A 20,550-nucleotide genomic window follows, 5' to 3' on the forward strand; every position below is an offset into this window, starting at 1 on the left:
GAGGGAAAAAATATGAAAGGTTATTTAATACTAGAAAACAATGTTGTACTTGAAGGAAAGTTGTTTGGATATATACAAGAAACTGTAGGAGAGGTAGTATTTAACACTGGAATGACTGGATACCAAGAGGTTTTAACTGATCCATCTTATTATGGACAGATAGTTACAATGACTTATCCATTGATTGGAAACTATGGAATTAATATAGATGATATGGAATCAAAGTCTCCAAAGGTTAGAGGATTTATAGTAAGAGAAAAATGTGAGATGCCATCAAACTTTAGATGTGAATTCAATCTTGATGATTACCTTAAGCAAAATAAGATTGTTGCAATAGAAGGAATAGATACGAGATATTTAACCAAGATGATTAGAAATCAAGGAACTTTAAGAGGAATTATAACTAGTAGAAAATTAACTGACGATCAAATAAAAAATACCATAAATTCATTTTCAAATGTAGATGCAGTTGAAAAGGTAACTACTAAAGAAGTAGTAGATCACTGTGATAAAGAAGGTCTTAATATAGCTACTATAGACTTTGGAATAAAGTCTAATATAATAAGATCCTTCAAAAAAAGAAATTGTAATATAACTGTATATCCAGCATTTGTAGGAGCTAAAGAGATACTTGAAAAAGATTATGATGGAGTGTTTTTATCTAACGGACCTGGAGATCCAAAGGATTTAGTAAGTGTTATCGAAGAGATAAAGAAGATGATGGGAAAAATTCCTATAACGGGAATATGTCTTGGACATCAACTTTTGGCACTAGCACTTGGAGGAGATACCGAAAAGCTTAAGTTTGGACATAGAGGATGTAACCACCCTGTAAAAGATTTGCAAACAGGAAAAGTACTTATAACATCTCAAAATCACGGATATGTTGTTAAAGAAGAGACTTTACCTGAAAATGTAAAAATAACTCATATAAATATGAATGATAATACTGTTGAGGGAATGAGAATTGATGATATGAATATATACAGCATACAGTTTCATCCTGAAGCTTGCCCAGGACCATATGATGCGGCACCAATATTTGATGAATTTATAGATGTTTATATGAAAGCTAAGACTGAATCGGTTTAAGAAAATACATTTTAGCTTTAAGTAGTTATTATGGGGAGGTAAAATTATGCCAAAAAGAGATGATATAAAAAAAGTATTAGTTATAGGATCAGGACCAATAGTAATAGGTCAAGCAGCTGAGTTTGATTACTCTGGAACACAGGCTTGTCAAACTTTAAGAGAAGAGGGAATAGAGACAGTACTTATAAACTCTAACCCTGCAACTATAATGACTGATAAAGAAATTGCAGATAAGGTTTATATAGAGCCGCTAACTTTAGAATTTGTAGAGAAAGTAATAATAAAGGAAAAGCCAGATAGTTTAATAGCAGGTATGGGGGGGCAAACAGGATTAAATCTAGCAGTTGAACTTAATGATAAAGGGATTTTAGAAAAACACAATGTAAAGGTTATAGGAACATCTATAAAATCTATCAAGGACGGAGAAGATAGAGATTCCTTCAAAAGAATAATGGAGGAGACAAATCAACCTTTAGTTCAAAGTGAAATAGTAACTACTATGGAGGATGGAATAAAATTTGCATCTCAAATAGGATATCCAGTAGTTGTAAGACCTGCATATACACTAGGTGGTGCAGGTGGTGGAATAGCAGAAGATAAAGAAGAGTTAGAAGAAATTCTTGCAAGTGGGCTTCAGTTAAGCCGTGTAGGACAGGTGCTTTTAGAAAAAAGTATAAAGGGATGGAAAGAAATAGAGTATGAGGTAATGAGAGATAGTAAGGGAAACTGTATAACAGTATGTAATATGGAAAATATAGACCCTGTTGGAGTTCATACTGGAGACAGTATAGTTGTAGCACCATCTCAAACACTTACAGATGTAGAGTATCAAATGCTTAGAAAGGCTTCAATAGATATTATAAATAGGATAGGAATAGAAGGTGGATGTAATGTTCAGTTAGCCCTTAATCCTGAGAGTTTTGAATATGTAGTAATAGAGATAAATCCAAGAGTTAGCCGCTCATCTGCTTTAGCGTCAAAAGCTACGGGATATCCTATAGCAAAGGTTGCAACTAAAATAGCTATAGGATATACACTTGATGAAATAGAAAATTCTGTAACTAAAAAAACTAAGGCATGCTTTGAGCCAACTCTTGATTATTGTGTAGTAAAAATACCTAAATGGCCGTTTGATAAATTTAGAAGAGCTAAGAAAACTCTTGGAACAAAGATGATGGCAACTGGAGAAGTAATGGCTATTGGAAATAACTTTGAGTCAGCTTTTTTAAAGGCTATAAGGTCTCTTGAAATAGGACAATACAGCTTAGAACATAAAGCATCTTCTCAAAGAAGCATTGAAGAATTAAAAAGAAGAGTTCAAATACCTGATGATGAGAGAATATTTGACTTAGCGGAGCTTTTAAGAAGAAATTATAAAATAGATATGGTTTGTAAAATAACTGGAATGGACAGGTTCTTTGTTAATAAGATAAAAAATATTGTAAACGAGGAAGAAGAATTAAAGAAGGTTGATCTTTCAGATATAACTAAAGAATGGATGAGAAAGCTTAAAATAAAAGGATTCTCTGACAAGGCTATAGCAGATTTTACAAAGTCATCTCCTAAGGATGTATACAATCTTAGAAAATTATACGGTATAGAGGCAGTTTACAAAATGGTAGATACTTGTGCTGGTGAGTTTGATGCGGTATCTCCATATTACTACTCAACTTATGATGAGCATGACGAGGTTTATGTATCAGATAAGAAAAAGGTAATAGTTATAGGGTCAGGACCTATAAGAATAGGACAAGGAATAGAATTTGACTACTGCTCAGTTCACTCAATACTTGCTCTTAAAAAACAAAATATAGAGACTATAATAGTAAACAACAATCCAGAGACTGTTAGTACAGACTTTGATACAGCAGACAAATTATACTTTGAACCTCTTACAGAAGAAGATGTACTAAATATTATACAAAAAGAAAAGCCATATGGGGTTATACTTCAGTTTGGAGGTCAGACTGCTATAAAGCTTGCTAATTTCCTAGATGAAATAAATGTAAATGTACTTGGAACTAAGCCAGAACAGATAGACGAGGCTGAAGATAGAGAAAAATTTGATGAAATAATGGAAAAGCTTCAAATAAATAGACCAAAGGGTAAGGCTGTATGGTCTGTAGATGAAGGTATAAAAGAAGCTTTAAATCTAGGTTATCCACTGTTAGTTAGACCATCTTATGTACTAGGCGGACAAGGTATGGAGATAACTCACAACGAAAAAGAGCTTAAAAGATATCTTGAAAATTCATTTGAGAGAGATTCTAAAAATCCTGTTTTAATAGATATGTACTTAACTGGAAGAGAAATAGAAGTAGATGCAATATGTGATGGTAATAATATATTAATACCTGGAATAATGGAGCATCTTGAAAGAGCAGGAGTTCACTCTGGAGATTCCATATCTATATATCCTACACAAAATATAAGTGATGATATAAAGCAAAAAATATTAGTAAAGACAAGAGAAATAGCAAGAGAACTTAAGGTAATTGGAATGATAAATATTCAATTTATAGAATTTAAAAATGAATTATATATAATAGAGGTCAATCCAAGATCATCAAGAACGGTTCCATATATAAGTAAGGTAGCTGGAGTTCCTATGATAGAACTTGCAACTAGAGCTATGCTTGGAGAAAAGATTCAAGATATGGGATTTGGAACAGGGCTTTATAAAGAATCTAAGAAAATATCTGTAAAGGTTCCAGTATTCTCAACTCAAAAACTTCCAGATGTTGAGGTAAGTCTAGGCCCTGAGATGAAATCAACTGGAGAAGTATTAGGCGTAGGAGAAACTTTTGTAGAAGCTTTATACAAAGGACTTATAGCAGCAGGAGTTAATGTAGCAAATGAAAATTCAACAATACTTGCTACTGTAAAACCTAGTGATAAAGCTGAATTCATAGAAATAGCAAAAGAGTTTGACAAAAAAGGATGTAAATTTATAGCTACAAGTAAAACAGCAGATGAATTAGAGAAAAATTCACTAAAAGTTCAAAGAGCAAAAAAAATAAGCGAAGGTGTACCTAATATATTAGATGTTATAAGAAGTGGAATGGTAGATATGCTTATAAACACTCCAACTAAGGCAAATGACTCAACTAGAGACGGGTTTAGAATGAGAAGAGCAGCTATTGAGGCATCTGTACCAGTGTTTACATCCCTTGATACGGTAAGAGGAATACTAGATATAATGGATTCTAATATAAAGATAGAGGATATGAGTGTATATAATATGGGAATAAAGTAGGAGGTATTGTATGTGTATAACTAAGAAAAAGGTTATAGCTAAGATATTAAAAAATGAAATGTTAGTGGATAATGTGTATAAGCTTGTAGTTAAATCAGAAGATTTAATATTCGACTTTAAGCCAGGACAGTTTGTAAACTTATATAGCAAAGATAAATCAATGCTACTTCCAAGACCTATAAGTGTATGCGAAATAGATGAAAAAAATAAAGAGATAACACTAGTATTCATGGTGGTAGGAAAAGGCACTGAGGAATTTTCAAGACTTAGAGAAAATGATGATATTTACTTAATGGCGTTTTTAGGAAATGGATTCGATATAGATTGTGAGGGTGAAAATATAATAGTTGGAGGGGGAGTAGGAACTCCTCCACTCCTAGAACTTGCTAAGAGGTTAAAGGGAAACAATAAGATATTTTTAGGATTTAGAAAAGATGTTTATTTAATATATGAATTCAAAAAGTACGGAGAAGTTTATATAGCAACTGAAGATGGTGAACATGGAGAAAAAGGAAATGTTATAGATTTGATGAATAAGTATGTAAAAAAAGCAGATAGAATATATTCTTGTGGACCTAAAGGCATGTTAAAGGCCGTAAAAGAGTATGCAGTCAATAATAATATAGACGCTTATTTATCTCTTGAAGAAAGAATGGGATGTGGATTTGGAGCGTGTGTAGGATGTGCTGTTAAGATAAAGGAAGATAATGATAAGGGATATAAGAATAAAAAGGTTTGTGTAGATGGACCTGTATTTAAAGCTTGTGAGGTGATGTTTGATGAGTAATCTAGGATTTAATATAGCTGGAGTAGAATTTAAAAATCCAGTTATGACAGCATCTGGAACCTTTGGTTCTGTTGGAAAAGAATTTGAAGAGTTCATAGATTTAAGTTCACTTGGGGCAATTGTTGTAAAGGGAATTAGTTTAGACCCTTGGGATGGAAATAACTCACCTCGTATAGCTGAGACTTATGGAGGTATGATAAATAGTGTAGGTCTTCAAAATGATGGAGTAGATAATTTTATAAAAAATGATATGAAATTTCTTGAAAAACAAAACACTAATATTATAGTTAATATTGCAGGTAAAACTGTTGAGGAATACAAGGAAGTTGCTAGAAGATTAGAGGATACGGATATTGATATGATAGAGCTTAATATAAGCTGCCCTAATGTAAAAGAAGGTGGAGTAGCCTTTGGAACTAATGCTTTAATGGCTGAGAGTATAACTAAAGAGGTTAAAAAAGTTACTAATAAGCCTTTAATAGTTAAACTATCCCCTAATGTAACGGATATAACTGAAATTGCAAGAGCAGTTGAGAGTGGTGGAGCTGATTGCATCTCTATGATAAATACTTTAATAGGTATGAAGATAGATATACATAGAAGAAAGCCAGTTCTTTTCAACAAAATAGGTGGATTATCAGGTCCAGCTATAAAGCCTGTTGCAATTAGAATGGTTCATCAAGTATCTAAAACTGTTGAAATTCCTATAATAGGAATGGGTGGAATAATGACTGGAGAGGATGCTATAGAGTTTATAATGGCAGGAGCTACAGGAGTTGCAGTAGGAACTGCAAACCTTATAAATCCAACAGCTACAATAGATGTTTTAGACGGAATCAAGAAGTATATGAATGATTATAATATAACAGATTTATCAAGTATAAGAGGAATAATAGATTAAGAGAAGGTGGGAATAATATGAAAAAGTACAAACAAGAATTTATAGAGTTTATGGTTGAGTGTAATGTTTTGACATTTGGAGATTTTGTAACTAAAAGTGGAAGAAAAACTCCTTTTTTCGTAAATACAGGAAATTATCAAACTGGAGAACAGCTTAGTAAATTAGGAGATTTTTATGCAAAAGCTATAAAAGAAAACTTTGATGAAGATATAGATGTACTGTTTGGTCCAGCTTACAAGGGTATACCTCTTTGTGTTACAACTTCTATATCTTTAAATTCAAAATACGATATGAATGTTAGATACTGTTCTAATAGAAAAGAAATAAAAGATCATGGAGATAAAGGCATTCTTCTTGGAACAAAGTTAAAGGATAAGGATAAAATTCTTATAATAGAAGACGTTACAACAGCTGGAACAAGTATAAGAGAGACTATGCCAATACTTAAAAATGATAAGGATGTAGATGTTGTAGGACTTATTATATCTGTTAATAGAATGGAAAGAGGAACATGTGAAAAATCAGCACTTGATGATATAAAGGATACTTATAACATGAAGACGTGTGCAATAGTTGACATGAATGAGGTTGTAAAATATCTGCATAATAAAGAAATTAATGGGCAAGTTATTATAGACGATGATATGAAGTCAAGAATTGAAGATTATTATAAGATCTATGGAGTTGAAAAATAAGTTTTGATATAAAATTTATTTTTTCTGTTGACATACTAGATTAAAGACAGTATAATCTAGTCTAATAAAATAGAATATGTAAATCCTAAGAAGTGGAGAGTAGGTATAATGATTGTTTCAGCGAGCTGAAGTAGGTGTGAGTTCAGCAACATAGTTATATTGAACAAGAGCCACGGAGGAGATCTTCTGAAATAGCAGTATGAAGATTCGGACCTATCGTTAAAGGATAATGAGTGGATATGAAACTATATCAACAAGAGTGGTAGCACGGGAATTTTACTCTCGTCTCTTATTTAAGAGACGAGAGTTTTTTAATATAAAAAAAGCGCGCGCAAATAAAAATATGTCTAGCTAGATACCAAATTAAAATAATCTATTAAAAATTTTGAGGAGGAATCTATTTATGAAAGAGAATATTAAGGAAAAAGTTGTTTTAGCATATTCAGGAGGTTTGGACACTTCTATAATAATACCTTGGCTTAAGGAAAACTATAATGCAGAGATAATAGCAGTTTGTGTTGATGTAGGTCAAGATGAGGATATGAGTGAAGTTGAGGTAAAGGCTATAAAATCAGGGGCAGCAAAAGCATATATTGAGGATTGTAAAGAAGAATTTGTATCGGAGTATATATACAAGGGAATAAAGGCTGGAGCTATATATGAAAATAAGTATCTTTTAGGAACAAGCTTTGCAAGACCTCTTATGGCTAAGAAGTTGGTTGAGGTTGCTCATAAAGAGGGGGCTAAGTATATTTGTCATGGATGTACAGGAAAAGGAAATGACCAAGTAAGATTTGAGGTTGGAATTGCTGCGGTTGATCCTAGTATTAAGATAATAGCACCGTGGAGAATATGGGATATAAAATCAAGAGAAGATGCTATAGATTATGCAAAATCAAAGGGTGTAGAGGTTACTGCAACAAAAGAAAAAATATATTCAAGAGATCAAAATATATTCCATATAAGCCATGAAGGCGGAGAACTTGAAAATCCAGAGAATGAGCATAATCCTGATGATATATACATGATGACAACGCCGCTTGATAAAGTTAAAGATAAAGCGAGCTATATTGAAATATATTTTGAAGAGGGAATACCTAAGAAGATAAATGATGAAGAAATGTCTCCTGTTGAAATAATATCTTATTTAAATAAAATAGGTGGAGAAAATGGAATAGGAGTTATAGACTTGCTAGAGAACAGATTAGTAGGCATGAAATCAAGAGGAGTATATGAAACACCAGGTGGAACAATATTATTTAATGCACACAAAGAACTTGAATATTTAACACTGGATAGAGATACACTTCAATACAAGCAGATAATAGCTCATAAATATTCACAACTTGTATATGATGGATTATGGTTCTCAACATTAAAAGAAAGCTTAGATGGTTTTGTTGATTCAACACAAAAGACTGTTACTGGAAGTGTAAAATTAAAACTTTATAAAGGAAATATTATGATAGCTGGGATGAAATCTCCTTTTGCACTATATGATGAATCAATATCATCATTTGAAGATAGTGATATGTATGATCATAAGGATGCAGAAGGATTTATAAACTTATTTAGCTTACCATTCAAAATAAAGTCAAATATGAAAAACAACATTAAAAGTGAGGTAGGTGGCGTCTAGATGAAGCTTTGGGGAGGACGTTTTAAAACTGAAGAAAGTAAGCTTATGGAGGACTTCAATTCTTCATTGGAATTCGATAAGGTCATGTATTTTGAAGATATAAGTGGAAGTATAACACATGTTAATATGCTTTTTAAATGTAATATATTAACAAAAAGTGAAGCTGATATTTTGATTAGAGGATTAAATGAAATATTAAAAGAAATAGAAGAAGGAATACTTAAAATAGAAGGAAACTATGAGGATATACACAGCTTTGTAGAGATAAATCTTGTAAAAAAAGTAGGAGATGTAGGTAAAAAACTTCATACAGCTAGAAGTAGAAATGACCAAGTTGCTGTAGATATGAAAATGTACACAAAGAAAAAAGTATTAGAAATAGTAGATAGCATACAATATCTTCTAGATATTATAAAAGATAAAGCTGAGAAAAATAATTATATAATGCCAGGATACACTCATCTTCAAAGAGCACAAATAGTGACATTTAAATATCATTTAATGGCTTATTATAATATGTTTAAAAGAGATAAAAAAAGAATGATAAATTCTTTAAGTTTAATGAATGAGAGCCCGCTTGGATGTTGTGCTTTTGCTGGAACAACTTATAATATAGATAGAGAGTATACATCTGATTTGCTTAATTTTGATAAACCTGTTGATAATTTCTTAGATGGTGTAAGTGATAGAGATTATATTATAGAGATTACATCTAATATGAGTATAGCCATGATGCACCTTAGCAGACTTAGCGAAGAAATAATACTTTTTAGTTCTAAGGAATTTGAATTTATTAAAATAAGTGATGAATATTCAACTGGAAGTAGTATAATGCCTCAAAAGAAAAATCCAGATGCAGCAGAGCTTATAAGAGGAAAAACTGGAAGGGTATATGGAAGTTTAATATCTATACTTACAACTATGAAAGGTCTACCACTTGCATACAATAAGGATATGCAAGAAGATAAGGAAGTATTTTTTGATTCAACAAAAACAATACTTAGTTGTTTAAAGATTATGGCTAATATGATAGATACTCTTACAGTTAATAAAGAAAATATGATTAAAGCTGTAAAACATGGATTTTTAAATGCAACAGAGGTTGCTGATTATCTGGTAGATAACGGAATGGCTTTTAGAGATTCTCATAAAGTTGTTGGAAAGATAGTATTATACTGCGAAAAAAAATCAATAGCTATAGAGGATATGAGCATTGATGAATTTAAAAAATTTAGCGACTTATTTGATGAATCTGTATATGAATTTATAGATTATGAGAATATCCTTAAAAAAGGAATTAAGAAGGAAATATTAATTTAAAGATAAACATATTATTAAATACATTAAAAATAAAGACGTATAATCCAAATAACAATTTTTTTGTATGAAAAATATTTTTTTCAGTAAATAGCCAAGAAAGGCTAGCAGTATCTACTTTCGGTATTTATAATAGCATCCTTACTCCTCTAGATGTAATATCTCAAATCTTACTTGGAGTTCCTATGGCTTTATTATATGAATTTAGCATATTACTTTCGGTTATTATACACAAAAGGAAGCGAAAAATGCAAGATTTTACAAATTAACAAATGTTTTTCATTGAAAAACATTTTTTTTTAAAATATAATTAATTAAAACCGCACTTTTTAGAATTATTAAAAAAATATTGCGTAGGTTGCAACGTAATATACCAAAGAAATACTAAATGAATAAAGAGAGGGGGAAGTTAGTCAAAACTTGCAACACTATAAAATAAACTTTACAAAGTTTTATAAGGTTTTGGCAACGCCGAATAAATGCTTAATAAGATATTAACAAGATTCACATTTAAATGGAAAATTATAGGTATTGTTTTAGCTTTATTTTTCATTTCTATTTTAAGTCTTATGTTTGCATCTATTAAAACAGTTAATGATAAGTTAGAAGATGAAATAACAAGAAGTGGTATTAAATTAGCTGAGAAGATAGAACATGAGATAGGTGGAATTAAAGAGGTTGAAAATATGTTAGAAGATATAATAGATGACAAAATTATAACCTCTTCTTCGTTGCTTAAGTATATGGATATTAATAATATTTCCAATGATAAGATAGTTCAACTGGTTTCTGATTTAGGAATATCAGAAATAAGTGTTATAGGTCCAGATAGAATTATAAATTACTCTAATGTTCCTGCTAATATAGGTTGGGAGTATCCAGTTGGACATGCTATGGATCCTGTATTTGATGGTAGCTCAGATTTTTATTTAGAGGAAGCCAGAGAGAATCCACTAGATGGAAAGTTTTATAAGTTTGGAGGGGTTAGCTTAGGCAATGGTTATTTCGTTCAAGCGGGTGTTTCTGTAGATATAATAGAAGAGTTCAAAAAAAATGCTAATATCCAAAAGACACTTATAGAATCAACAAAGGATGAAGATATATTATATGCTTTACAAATTGATAAAACAGGATTAGCTATTGCTGGTACTGATGAATTTGTAGGCAAAAAATATGAAAACGATGTTACAAAATCAGCTGCTATAAATGGAAAAGCAGATGGGGAAAAATGGTTTGATAAAGATAAGGGGATTTGGGCATATGATGTACAAATTCCATTTCATGAAGATGGAAAACATATTGGTTCTATTAATGTAGGTTTATCGTTAGACTCTTTAACTAATGCTAAAAATGATATAATAAAAACTTCTATCATGCTATCATTAGTTATAATCTTATTAGTTGCTTTAGTACTATATTTTGTAATTGGGTATTCTATGAAGCCATTAAAAATAACTTCTGGTCATATTCAAAAAATTGCACAAGGAGATTTTACAGAATCTATTGATTCAAATATATTAAAATATAATGATGAAATAGGATATATAGCTAAATCAGTTGAAACAATGAAGGCTGAATTAAATAGTCTTGTTAGTAAAATAAAAAATAGTTCAAATGCAATGACTAGTCAGTCAAATAGTCTGGCTGAAATTACTAATGAATCTAGTCAAGCTATGAGTGTTATTGCTGAATCAGTTGAACAAATAGCACTTAGTGCAACTGATCAAGCAAATGATGCTCAATCAGTTGCAATTAGCACAGAAAAACTAGGTGAAAAAATAAATGAATCTGTTGAGGTTATAAATGAAGCTGTAAGCTTGACAACTCAAACCGATGAAATATGTAAAGAAGGAAATGTAATAATAACAGACTTATACGAAAAAACAGAAAATAGTAAAAAGAAGAATAGAGATGTGCATAATATTATCGAAGAAGTAAATGCAGCGACTGGAAATGCAGAAAGTATTACAAAACTTATAACTCAGATTTCAGAACAAACTAATTTATTAGCTCTTAATGCAAGTATAGAGGCGGCTAGAGCAGGAGAAGCCGGTAGAGGATTTGCTGTAGTTGCGGATGAAATAAGAAAACTAGCAGAAAATACAGGAAATGCAACAAAAGATATAAATGAAATAATAAGCAATATACAAATAAAGGCAGTAAGTGCTGTAGGTATAATGAATGAAGTGGATCAAATGGCACAAAGTAATGACAAAGCTATTAATAATACAGGTGATGCATTTAAAAAAATAGAGCAAAAGCTAGAAAAACTTGTATCAAAAATAATGGAAGTAAGGCAAGTTAGTGGTGATATATCTGATAATAAAGAAATTATTATTGATGCTATACAAAACATATCAGCAATAACTGAAGAAACATCGGCAAGTACACAAGAGGTTTCTTCTTCAGCAGAAGAGCAATTAGCTTCTATACAAGAGATAATGTCATTAACTAAAACATCAAATGAATTGGCAATAGAGCTACAAGAAAATGTTGAAAAATTTAAAGTTGAATAGATTTAATTAAAAAACATCTCGTTAGAGATGTTTTTTTGTGTAGAAAATATAAACTTAGGGAAATATAATAATTAAGTTGAAGATTAGTTAATAATAACTTGGGAGGGTATATGGATAAAGAGATTATATCAGATAGAAAAGCTATAAGCATATATATAATATTTTTATCAGGAACTGCAATTATATATACAAGAGGAATACAGGCTAAACAGGATATATGGATAGCTTGTATACTAGGGCTTATTATGGCACTACCAGTTATATGTATGTATATAAGAATACATAATATATTTCCAAATAAAAACTTATTTGAGATTGTTGAAGTGTGCTTTGGTAAGATAATAGGAACTATAATTATATTATTATATATATCATATGCTTATATTATAGCTGCTGTTATATTAAGAGAGTACTTAGAATTTTATGTAATAATAACAATGCAACAAACACCAGGAATAGTACCAGCTTCCATACAGGCTTTTTTAGCAGCTTGGTTAGTAAAAGAGGGAATTGAGGTAATAGGAAGATGGTCAGAGCTATTTTCATATATATTAATATCTTTTGTATTTATAACAATAGTACTATTATTAGCAGGTGGAGATATAGATATAAAGAATCTTAGACCTACTTTATATTTAGGTATAAAACCAATAATACAAGGAGCTTTTGCAGTATTTTCATTTCCTTTAACACAAGTCGTTGTTTTTATTGCTATATTTTCAAAATTAAAAACACAAAACTCTTATTTTAAAGTATATACAGTAGGTACTATGGTAGGATTTATATTAATATTTTTAGTATTTGTAGCAAATGTTGCAGTACTAGGAAGTAATATATCATCAGATAAATATTTTACATTGACTGTGACAGCATCAAGAGTGGACATAGGGCATTTTATACAGAGAATGGAAATAATAGCAAATACTATGTTTGTATTAGGAGGAGTACTAAAGCTTGGCATATTTACATTGCTTATATGTAAAGGTCTTAGTCATGTTTTTGGGTGTATAGAGTATCGGTTTTGGGTAATACCTGTAACATTACATATAATCAATTTAAATGTTTTTATATTTAAAGATATAATGGATATGGTCCAATGGCTAGATGAAATTATAGATTATTATCACTTATTTTTTCACGTTATTATACCTATCATCATATGGATAGGGTGTGAGATAAAACACAAGAGAATGATTAAAAATAGAATAAATGAATAAAGAATCCTGCATCTAATACCCTGGTTATTGAGTGCAGGATTTATTTTATATACTAAGGTATTATAAAATGAATAAAAATTATTGGCATTTGACAATAATGAAAAGTAAGGGTATACTAAAAGTGGCATATGCCAATAAGTTTAAAACAAGGAGATGAAATAAATGGGAGAATGCAATACTTGTCCAAGTAGTCAAACATGTTCTAAAGATAAAGATACATGTATGTTAGAATACAATTCATTAAGCAATGTAAAAAATATTATAGGAGTTATGAGTGGTAAGGGTGGAGTTGGAAAGTCAACTGTATCGGCACTTATAGCAAAGCATTTGAGTGAAGAAGGATATAAGGTTGGTGTGCTTGATGCAGATATAACAGGACCTAGTATACCAAGGCTTTTAGGTGTTAGCAAAGAAAAGGTTATGGTATCTGATAATGTTATGTATCCAGTTAAAACTAAAGATAATATAAGTGTATTATCTCTTAATTTATTAATGGATGAAAATCAACCTGTAATATGGAGAGGACCTATGATTGCAGGGGTTGTAAAGCAATTTTGGACAGATACATATTGGGCAGAACTAGATTATTTAATAATAGATATGCCTCCAGGAACAGGAGATGTAGCACTTACTGTTATGCAGTCGATTCCTATAGATGGAGTTGTAATGGTTTCTATTCCTCAGGATATGGTTTCTATGATAGTATCAAAAGCTGTAAGTATGGCGAAACAAATGAATATAAATGTATACGGTGTAGTTGAAAATATGAGTTATATAAAATGTTCTGATTGTGATAAGAAAATAAGACTATTTAGTGATGAAGAAGATGATAAATTCTTGGAAAAAATGGATATTGAACTTTTAGGAGAACTTCCTATGGTTAAAAGTGTAAGTGGACTTGAGAAAAATACTGATGAGCCTTTAGATAAAGATGTTAAAGAAGTTATGGAAAATATATTTAGTAAAATATTAAATAAAGCTACTAATTAAGGAGGTATTAATATGAATATAGCTGTGTCAGCTTTTGAAGAAAAGAAGGATGCTTTATTAGATAAGAGATTTGGAAGATGCAATTACTTTCAAATATATAATGAAAAAAAAGAACTAATAAAGGCTGTAAAAAATGAAGGTCAAATATCAGGTTCAGGTGCAGGTGTTTCAGCAGCACAGCAGATTATAGATGAAAATATAGATATTATTATAACTGGAAATTTAGGACCTAATGCATTTAAGATACTTAAAAAGGCTAATATAAAGGCTTATAAATGTGATGAAATTTCTGTTGAAGAGGCTGTAGATATGCTAAATAAAGAACAGCTTGAAGAAATAGAAGTAGCTGGTAAGGCTCATCATGGCATGAATGTATAAGGAGGAGTTATTTTGAATATAGCTGTGCTTAGTGGAAAAGGTGGAACAGGAAAAACTACCGTTTCAACGAATATATCACTTGCATTAAATGCTAATTATATAGACTGTGATGTAGAAGAGCCTAACGGATTTTTATTTTTACAGCCTAATATAGATAAAATAAAGAGTGTTTGGGTTGAATACCCTGATATAGAATATGATAAATGCACAGGATGTGGTGAATGTGTAAAAAACTGCAATTTCAATGCTTTAATTAAGATAAAGGACGAAATAATGGTATTTGATAAATTGTGCCATTCATGTGGAGCATGTGAAATAGTGTGCAAATCTAATGCTATAAAGTATAACCTTAGAGATATTGGAAAAATAGAAGAGGGTAAAACATCAGAGATAAAATGTACTAGAGGTATTTTAAATATAGGAGAGCCTATGGCAGTACCTATAATAAAAAAGGTTCTATCTAGTATGGAAAATGATATAAATATAATAGACTGTCCTCCAGGAACATCTTGTAATGTAGTAAATTCTTTAAAATATGCAGATATGGCAATTTTAGTTACAGAGCCAACCCAGTTTGGGATTCACGATCTTAAGATGGCTGTTGAACTTGTTAGAATGTTTGATATACCATTTGGAATAGTTATAAACAAAGATAATAAAGAAAACAATATAGCTAGAAGATACTGTGAAGATGAAAAGATAGATATAATAGGTAGCATTCCTTATAGCAAGGATATAGCCAAGGTATACTCAAGAGGAGAAATTTTATATGAAGACTTCAAGTATAAGAGTGTATTCGATGAAATAGCCCAAAGTATAAAGGGGGTGCTTTCATGGAATTAGTAGTTTTAAGTGGTAAGGGGGGAACAGGAAAGACTACAATTGCAACTGCTTTATGTGAAATCAATGAAAAAGTAGTCAGGGTAGATTGCGATGTAGATGCCCCTAATCTATATCTTTATTATGATGGAGAAGATATTGAAAATAGAGATTTTTTTAAAGGAAAAAAAGCTACTATAGATAAGTATTCTTGCACAGAATGTTTGAAGTGTGAGGATATATGTAGATTTAATGCTATAAAAAATTTAGATATAGACAAATTCTCATGTGAGGGATGTGGAGCATGCATTCATGTATGTGAACACGATGCTATAAAATTAGAGGATGAGAAAACTGCTCAAACCTTTATAACAAAGCTTGATAATGGAATAATATCAAGAGCTGAGATGGAAATAGGAAGTGATGGATCAGGACTGTTAATATCAGATATAAGAAAGAATGCTAAAAAATTTAATGTGAATAATGATTTAGTTATAATAGATGCTTCTCCTGGTATAGGATGTCCTGTAATATCTTCAATAACAGGGGCTAATATGGCATTAATCGTTACAGAACCTACAAAATCAGGACTTGAGGACTTGACTAGAGTAGTTTCACTGTGTTCTCACTTTGGTATATTTACTATGGTATGCATAAACAAATGCGATATAAATGAAGAAATGAGTTTGAAAATAAAAGAATTTATAAAAAATGAAAATCTTAAACTCGTTGGAGAGATTCCATACGATGAAACTGTAGTTAAATCTATAAATGAGTTAAAGCCAATAACTTTATATAAAGATAGTATTGCTAATAAATGCATACAAAATATGTGGTTAAATATTAAAAAATTAGGAGGAATTTAAAATGAAAATAGCAGTTGCGAGTGATAATAAAATAGTTAGTGGACACTTTGGACATTGTGAGGGATTTAGAGTATATGAAGCAGAAGGTAATAAAGTTTTAAAAAGTGAATTTGTTGAAAATCCAGGACATAGACCAGGATTTTTACCTGTATTTTTAAAAGAACTAAATGTTAATGTTATAATAGCTGGAGGTATGGGAGCTACAGCACAAGATTTGTTTAGAGAAAATAATATAGAGGTTGTAGTTGGTGCTAGTGGTCTTACTGATGAATCAGTACAAAACTATATAGATGGAAGCTTAAAATCAACTAATAGTGTATGTACAGAACATGCACATGAGGGAAATTGTAACGGTTAAATCTATGAAATGCCCCTGTATAGTTTGAATAATTAGTGGGTAATGATATAATTAAACATATACAGTACAGGGAGGTATAGCTATGGCAAGACCTACAAAGGTTAGGACAGTAGAATTTTTTCCAGAAAATAATTATTTTGTTCCATTTGGGAAACAAAAATATGATATAGAAGAAGTTGAAGTGAAGATAGAAGAACTTGAAGCTATGAGACTTAAGGATATAGAAGGATTGAATCAAGAAGAATGTGCAAAAAAAATGCAAGTTTCTAGACAAACATTTCAGAATATAATAGATAGTGCTCGTAAGAAGGTAGCGTTATCATTAACAGAAGGAAAGGCTATAAGAATAAGTGGAGGACACTATACTACTAAGCACTGTAAGTTTAAATGTATGGATTGTGGAAACGAGTATAATATAAAGTATAGTCAAGATAAAACGTCATGTCCTTCTTGTGGACTTAAGAAAGTTGCTTGTACAAAAAAGGTTGGACTATGTAAAAAGTTATGTAAGGATAAATAACATATTTGCAAAATACAATATTTGATGTATAATTAAATAAAAAGCTAGGGGTGTCTTTTGGCTGAGAAATAGATATTATTTATTAACTCTTTAAACCTGATTTGGTTAGTACCAGCGTAGGGAAGTTATGATTATATGGTTTTAGTATATATTAATTGTATTCTTTATGAATACAATTTTTTTTGAAAAATTTATTTGTATACAAAAGTCCCCCCTAGATTTTTTAGAATAGGGGGTTTTTTTATGGATAATAAAAAAGATTATAGATTACCAGTACTTACAATAGCAGGATCTGACTCATCTGGAGGAGCTGGCATTCAGGCTGATTTAAAGACATTTAGTGCTCTTAAAACTTTCGGAATGAGTGTTATAACAGCAATTACAGCTCAAAACACTAAAGGAGTATTTGCTGTAGAGGAGATTAGTCAAGAAATAATAAAAAAACAAATAAAAGTAATATTTGAGGATATTCCTCCAAAGGCTTTGAAGATAGGTATGGTTTCAAGTCCTGAGATAATAAAAGAAATAGCAGATACGTTAAATAAATACGAGGTTAAGAATCTTGTAATAGACCCTGTTATGATTTCAAAGAGTGGATATTCTCTATTAAAACCAGAAGCTAAAAAAAATCTTATAAATTACTTAATACCAATGGCTTATATTATAACTCCTAACACAATGGAGGCTGAGGAAATAACAGGTATACATATTCAAAATTTAGAAGATATGAAAAAAGCAGCTGAAAAATTATTAGAGCTTGGACCTAAGTATGTATTGGTTAAAGGTGGTCACTTAGATGGTGATGCTGTTGACTTATTAATGGGGGAAGGCGTATGTGAATTATTTGAATCTAAGAGACTTGATAGAAAAAATACTCATGGAACAGGATGTACATTATCATCAGCTATAGTTACTCAATTAGCTCACGGATACGATATAAAACAAGCAGTTAAAAACAGTAAGGAATATATAACAAAGGCTATAGAAAGTAGCTTTGATATAGGTCATGGAATAGGACCTGTTCATCACTTTTATAGATTTGACAAAGGAGGAAATGAGTAGTGTATCAATTAATAAACAAGGTAAAGGAAGTATCTCCATTAGTAGTGCACTATACTAATGAAGTAACTATAAATGATTGTGCAAATATGACTTTGGCAATAGGTGCAAGTCCTTTAATGAGTTATTCATATGAAGAACTAGAAGATGTAATAAATATAGCAAGTTCAGTTGTTATAAACATAGGAACTATGAATACTAACCATCTAGATTTATTTTTAAAAGCTTCTAAATATGCAAATAAAATAGGGAAAAAACTTGTATTAGATCCTGTTGGAGTATTTGCATCAAATAAAAGACAAGAAATAGTAAAAAAACTTTTAGAGGAAGTAAAGTTTGATGTTATAAAAGGAAATATGGCAGAAATAAAATTTATAGGTGGACAAGAGGTCAAGGGACAAGGCATTGATTCTCATGAGGAATGTGATGATATTGAATATCTAAAGAAAATAAGCAAAAAATTGGACACTACACTAGCTATAACTGGTAAAACAGATATTATAGTTAATCCTGATAAAGTTGTAAAAGTACATAATGGAACACCTAAATTAAAGAGTGTTACGGGAACAGGATGTATGATAAATAGCTTGATAGGAAGTTTTTTAGGAGTTAGTGATAATAATATGGATGCTGCTGTTATGGGAATACTGTGCATGACATTAGCAGGTGAACTAGCTGATAAAGATGATGTTGCGATTGGATCATTTAAAGTGAATTTATTTGACAATATATACACACTTACAGAAGACAAAATACGAGATTTTGGAAAGGTTGAAACTATATGAAAATATCAGAGTATCTATTAAAAGAGGTAAAACCTATATGGGATAAGTATTTAGAGCACCCATTTGTAAAGGGGATAGGTAATGGAAGTTTACCTAAGGAAAAATTTAAGGGATATCTTATACAGGACTATTTATACCTTAAAGAATATTCTAAGGTGTTCTGTATGGGAGTTATCAAAGCAAAAACTATGGACGAAATGAGATTTTTTTATAAATCAATAAAAGGAACTATGGAGGACGAAACTGCAGTTCACATAGAGTATTTGAAAAAGTTTGGAATAAAAGAGAAAGAAATTGAAATTATGGATATGCACCTTGTTACAACATCTTATATAAGTTATATGCAAGCTTTAGCTTTAACTGGAGACTTAGAAGATATAGTAGCAACAACTCTTCCGTGTACATGGAGTTACAATTATATAGGAAGGTATCTAAAGGATAAGTATGCAGATTGCTTAGAAGATAATTATTATAAGGCATGGATAGATACTTATGCATCAGAGGGTTATTCAGAGTTTACAGACGCATGGATAGATTATATAGACAATATATGTGCTGATATAACAGATGAAAAGAAAGAAAAAATTGAAGATATATTTATAAAATCGAGCCTTTATGAATTACAATTTTGGGATATGGCATATAAGAACTTATAAAGTTAAACTTAATTTATATTTAGGAGGATATTATGGAAAACAGTATTATTTTAGGAAGTGGAATTTTATTATTAATTATGTACTTTTGGGATTTAAAAAATAATAAGCCTGATTTAAGAACGATGATAAAGATAGGTATTTTTAGTGGTATATCATATATTCTTTATATTACACAATTTATAAAATACCCTCAAGGTGGAGGAATAAGTTTATTTTCAATGGTACCTGTAATGCTTCTTTCAATATTATATGGAAGAACAGTTGGGTTAACAGCTGGTCTTATATTTGGATTATCGAAAATGCTTAATGGGATGTTTGTAGTTCATCCAGCACAGTTTTTACTTGATTATGTATTATCTACTATGGGACTTGGACTAGCATGTGTATTTGGCAGAGAAAATAAATTTAAAATATTTATGGGTTGCTTATTTGCTGTAGTTGTAAGTGTTGGTATGAATATATTATCTGGAGCTGTTTATTTTGGACAATATGCTCCTGAAGGTATGAATGTATGGTGGTACTCTTTTATATACAATGGATCAAGTGCTGGAGTGGAAGGAATATTGTGTACAGTTATAGTAGCTGTTTTTCCTATTAAAAGAATCATTAATAGATTTGATGGAACAAAAAATACAATAGAAATGATAGATAAATTTGATGAAGAAAAAAACATAATAGAACTAAAGCAAGAGGGATAAA

General features: G+C 30.6%; 19 protein-coding genes, 1 riboswitch and 1 other annotated feature. All 19 genes read left to right on the forward strand.

The window, feature by feature from the left end:
- Nucleotides 1-12: 12 nt before the first annotated feature.
- The 19 genes from N4A48_RS08085 to thiT all read left to right on the forward strand — a co-directional run bounded on the left by N4A48_RS08085 (nt 13) and on the right by thiT (nt 20,549).
- On the forward strand, nt 13-1,092 hold the full coding sequence (locus N4A48_RS08085) for a carbamoyl phosphate synthase small subunit (RefSeq protein WP_293665372.1): 1,080 nt from the start codon (nt 13-15) through the stop codon (nt 1,090-1,092).
- 46 nt (nt 1,093-1,138) lie between these two features.
- Entirely contained in the window at nt 1,139-4,348 is a 3,210-nt protein-coding gene (gene carB, locus N4A48_RS08090) for a carbamoyl-phosphate synthase large subunit (protein WP_293665374.1), read from the forward strand.
- Between the two features lie 10 nt (nt 4,349-4,358).
- On the forward strand, nt 4,359-5,135 hold the full coding sequence (locus N4A48_RS08095) for a dihydroorotate dehydrogenase electron transfer subunit (RefSeq protein WP_293665375.1): 777 nt from the start codon (nt 4,359-4,361) through the stop codon (nt 5,133-5,135).
- Nucleotides 5,128-6,036: a dihydroorotate dehydrogenase gene (locus N4A48_RS08100; RefSeq protein WP_293665376.1), complete on the forward strand. Its 909-nt coding sequence runs from the start codon at nt 5,128-5,130 to the stop codon at nt 6,034-6,036. Before N4A48_RS08095 ends, N4A48_RS08100 begins: the two co-directional genes overlap by 8 nt.
- A gap of 17 nt (nt 6,037-6,053) precedes the next feature.
- A complete protein-coding gene (gene pyrE / locus N4A48_RS08105) occupies nt 6,054-6,731 on the forward strand; it encodes an orotate phosphoribosyltransferase (RefSeq protein ID WP_293665377.1) in 678 nt (225 codons plus the stop codon).
- 78 nt (nt 6,732-6,809) lie between these two features.
- Nucleotides 6,810-7,024: a binding site (T-box leader), on the forward strand.
- A gap of 122 nt (nt 7,025-7,146) precedes the next feature.
- On the forward strand, nt 7,147-8,370 hold the full coding sequence (locus tag N4A48_RS08110; RefSeq protein ID WP_293665497.1) for an argininosuccinate synthase: 1,224 nt from the start codon (nt 7,147-7,149) through the stop codon (nt 8,368-8,370).
- A complete protein-coding gene (argH, locus tag N4A48_RS08115) occupies nt 8,371-9,690 on the forward strand; it encodes an argininosuccinate lyase (protein WP_293665378.1) in 1,320 nt (439 codons plus the stop codon).
- A 476-nt stretch (nt 9,691-10,166) separates the two neighbouring features.
- The gene (locus N4A48_RS08120; protein ID WP_293665379.1) at nt 10,167-12,203 is read left to right on the forward strand and encodes a methyl-accepting chemotaxis protein; all 2,037 of its coding nucleotides are present in this window, start codon (nt 10,167-10,169) and stop codon (nt 12,201-12,203) included.
- Between the two features lie 110 nt (nt 12,204-12,313).
- Nucleotides 12,314-13,420 (forward strand): GerAB/ArcD/ProY family transporter, encoded by a 1,107-nt coding sequence (locus N4A48_RS08125; RefSeq protein WP_293665380.1) that lies wholly within the window; start codon nt 12,314-12,316, stop codon nt 13,418-13,420.
- A 162-nt stretch (nt 13,421-13,582) separates the two neighbouring features.
- Nucleotides 13,583-14,410: an Mrp/NBP35 family ATP-binding protein gene (locus tag N4A48_RS08130; RefSeq protein ID WP_293665381.1), complete on the forward strand. Its 828-nt coding sequence runs from the start codon at nt 13,583-13,585 to the stop codon at nt 14,408-14,410.
- Nucleotides 14,411-14,422: 12 nt separating this feature from the next.
- The gene (locus N4A48_RS08135) at nt 14,423-14,788 is read left to right on the forward strand and encodes a NifB/NifX family molybdenum-iron cluster-binding protein (RefSeq protein ID WP_293665383.1); all 366 of its coding nucleotides are present in this window, start codon (nt 14,423-14,425) and stop codon (nt 14,786-14,788) included.
- 12 nt (nt 14,789-14,800) lie between these two features.
- A complete protein-coding gene (locus N4A48_RS08140; RefSeq protein ID WP_293665384.1) occupies nt 14,801-15,631 on the forward strand; it encodes an ATP-binding protein in 831 nt (276 codons plus the stop codon).
- On the forward strand, nt 15,622-16,473 hold the full coding sequence (locus N4A48_RS08145) for an ATP-binding protein (protein WP_293665385.1): 852 nt from the start codon (nt 15,622-15,624) through the stop codon (nt 16,471-16,473). The genes N4A48_RS08140 and N4A48_RS08145 overlap by 10 nt, the downstream gene beginning before the upstream one ends.
- A gap of 1 nt (nt 16,474) precedes the next feature.
- Nucleotides 16,475-16,831 (forward strand): NifB/NifX family molybdenum-iron cluster-binding protein, encoded by a 357-nt coding sequence (locus tag N4A48_RS08150; RefSeq protein ID WP_293665386.1) that lies wholly within the window; start codon nt 16,475-16,477, stop codon nt 16,829-16,831.
- An 82-nt stretch (nt 16,832-16,913) separates the two neighbouring features.
- On the forward strand, nt 16,914-17,351 hold the full coding sequence (locus tag N4A48_RS08155; protein ID WP_293665387.1) for a DUF134 domain-containing protein: 438 nt from the start codon (nt 16,914-16,916) through the stop codon (nt 17,349-17,351).
- Between the two features lie 36 nt (nt 17,352-17,387).
- Nucleotides 17,388-17,491: riboswitch (TPP riboswitch) on the forward strand.
- A 103-nt stretch (nt 17,492-17,594) separates the two neighbouring features.
- Nucleotides 17,595-18,413 carry a bifunctional hydroxymethylpyrimidine kinase/phosphomethylpyrimidine kinase gene (gene thiD / locus N4A48_RS08160; protein ID WP_293665388.1) on the forward strand — a complete coding sequence of 273 codons (819 nt, stop codon included), beginning with the start codon at nt 17,595-17,597 and terminating at the stop codon, nt 18,411-18,413.
- The gene (thiM, locus tag N4A48_RS08165; protein WP_293665389.1) at nt 18,413-19,195 is read left to right on the forward strand and encodes a hydroxyethylthiazole kinase; all 783 of its coding nucleotides are present in this window, start codon (nt 18,413-18,415) and stop codon (nt 19,193-19,195) included. Before thiD ends, thiM begins: the two co-directional genes overlap by 1 nt.
- Nucleotides 19,192-19,851, forward strand: coding sequence for a thiaminase II (gene tenA / locus N4A48_RS08170; protein ID WP_293665390.1), 660 nt, complete (start codon nt 19,192-19,194; stop codon nt 19,849-19,851). The genes thiM and tenA overlap by 4 nt, the downstream gene beginning before the upstream one ends.
- Nucleotides 19,852-19,883: 32 nt before the next feature.
- Nucleotides 19,884-20,549 (forward strand): energy-coupled thiamine transporter ThiT, encoded by a 666-nt coding sequence (thiT, locus tag N4A48_RS08175; RefSeq protein WP_293665391.1) that lies wholly within the window; start codon nt 19,884-19,886, stop codon nt 20,547-20,549.
- The last annotated feature ends 1 nt before the right edge of the window (nt 20,550 follow it).

It is taken from the genome of Tepidibacter sp. (genome assembly GCF_025210165.1).
Taxonomy (GTDB): domain Bacteria; phylum Bacillota; class Clostridia; order Peptostreptococcales; family Peptostreptococcaceae; genus Tepidibacter_A.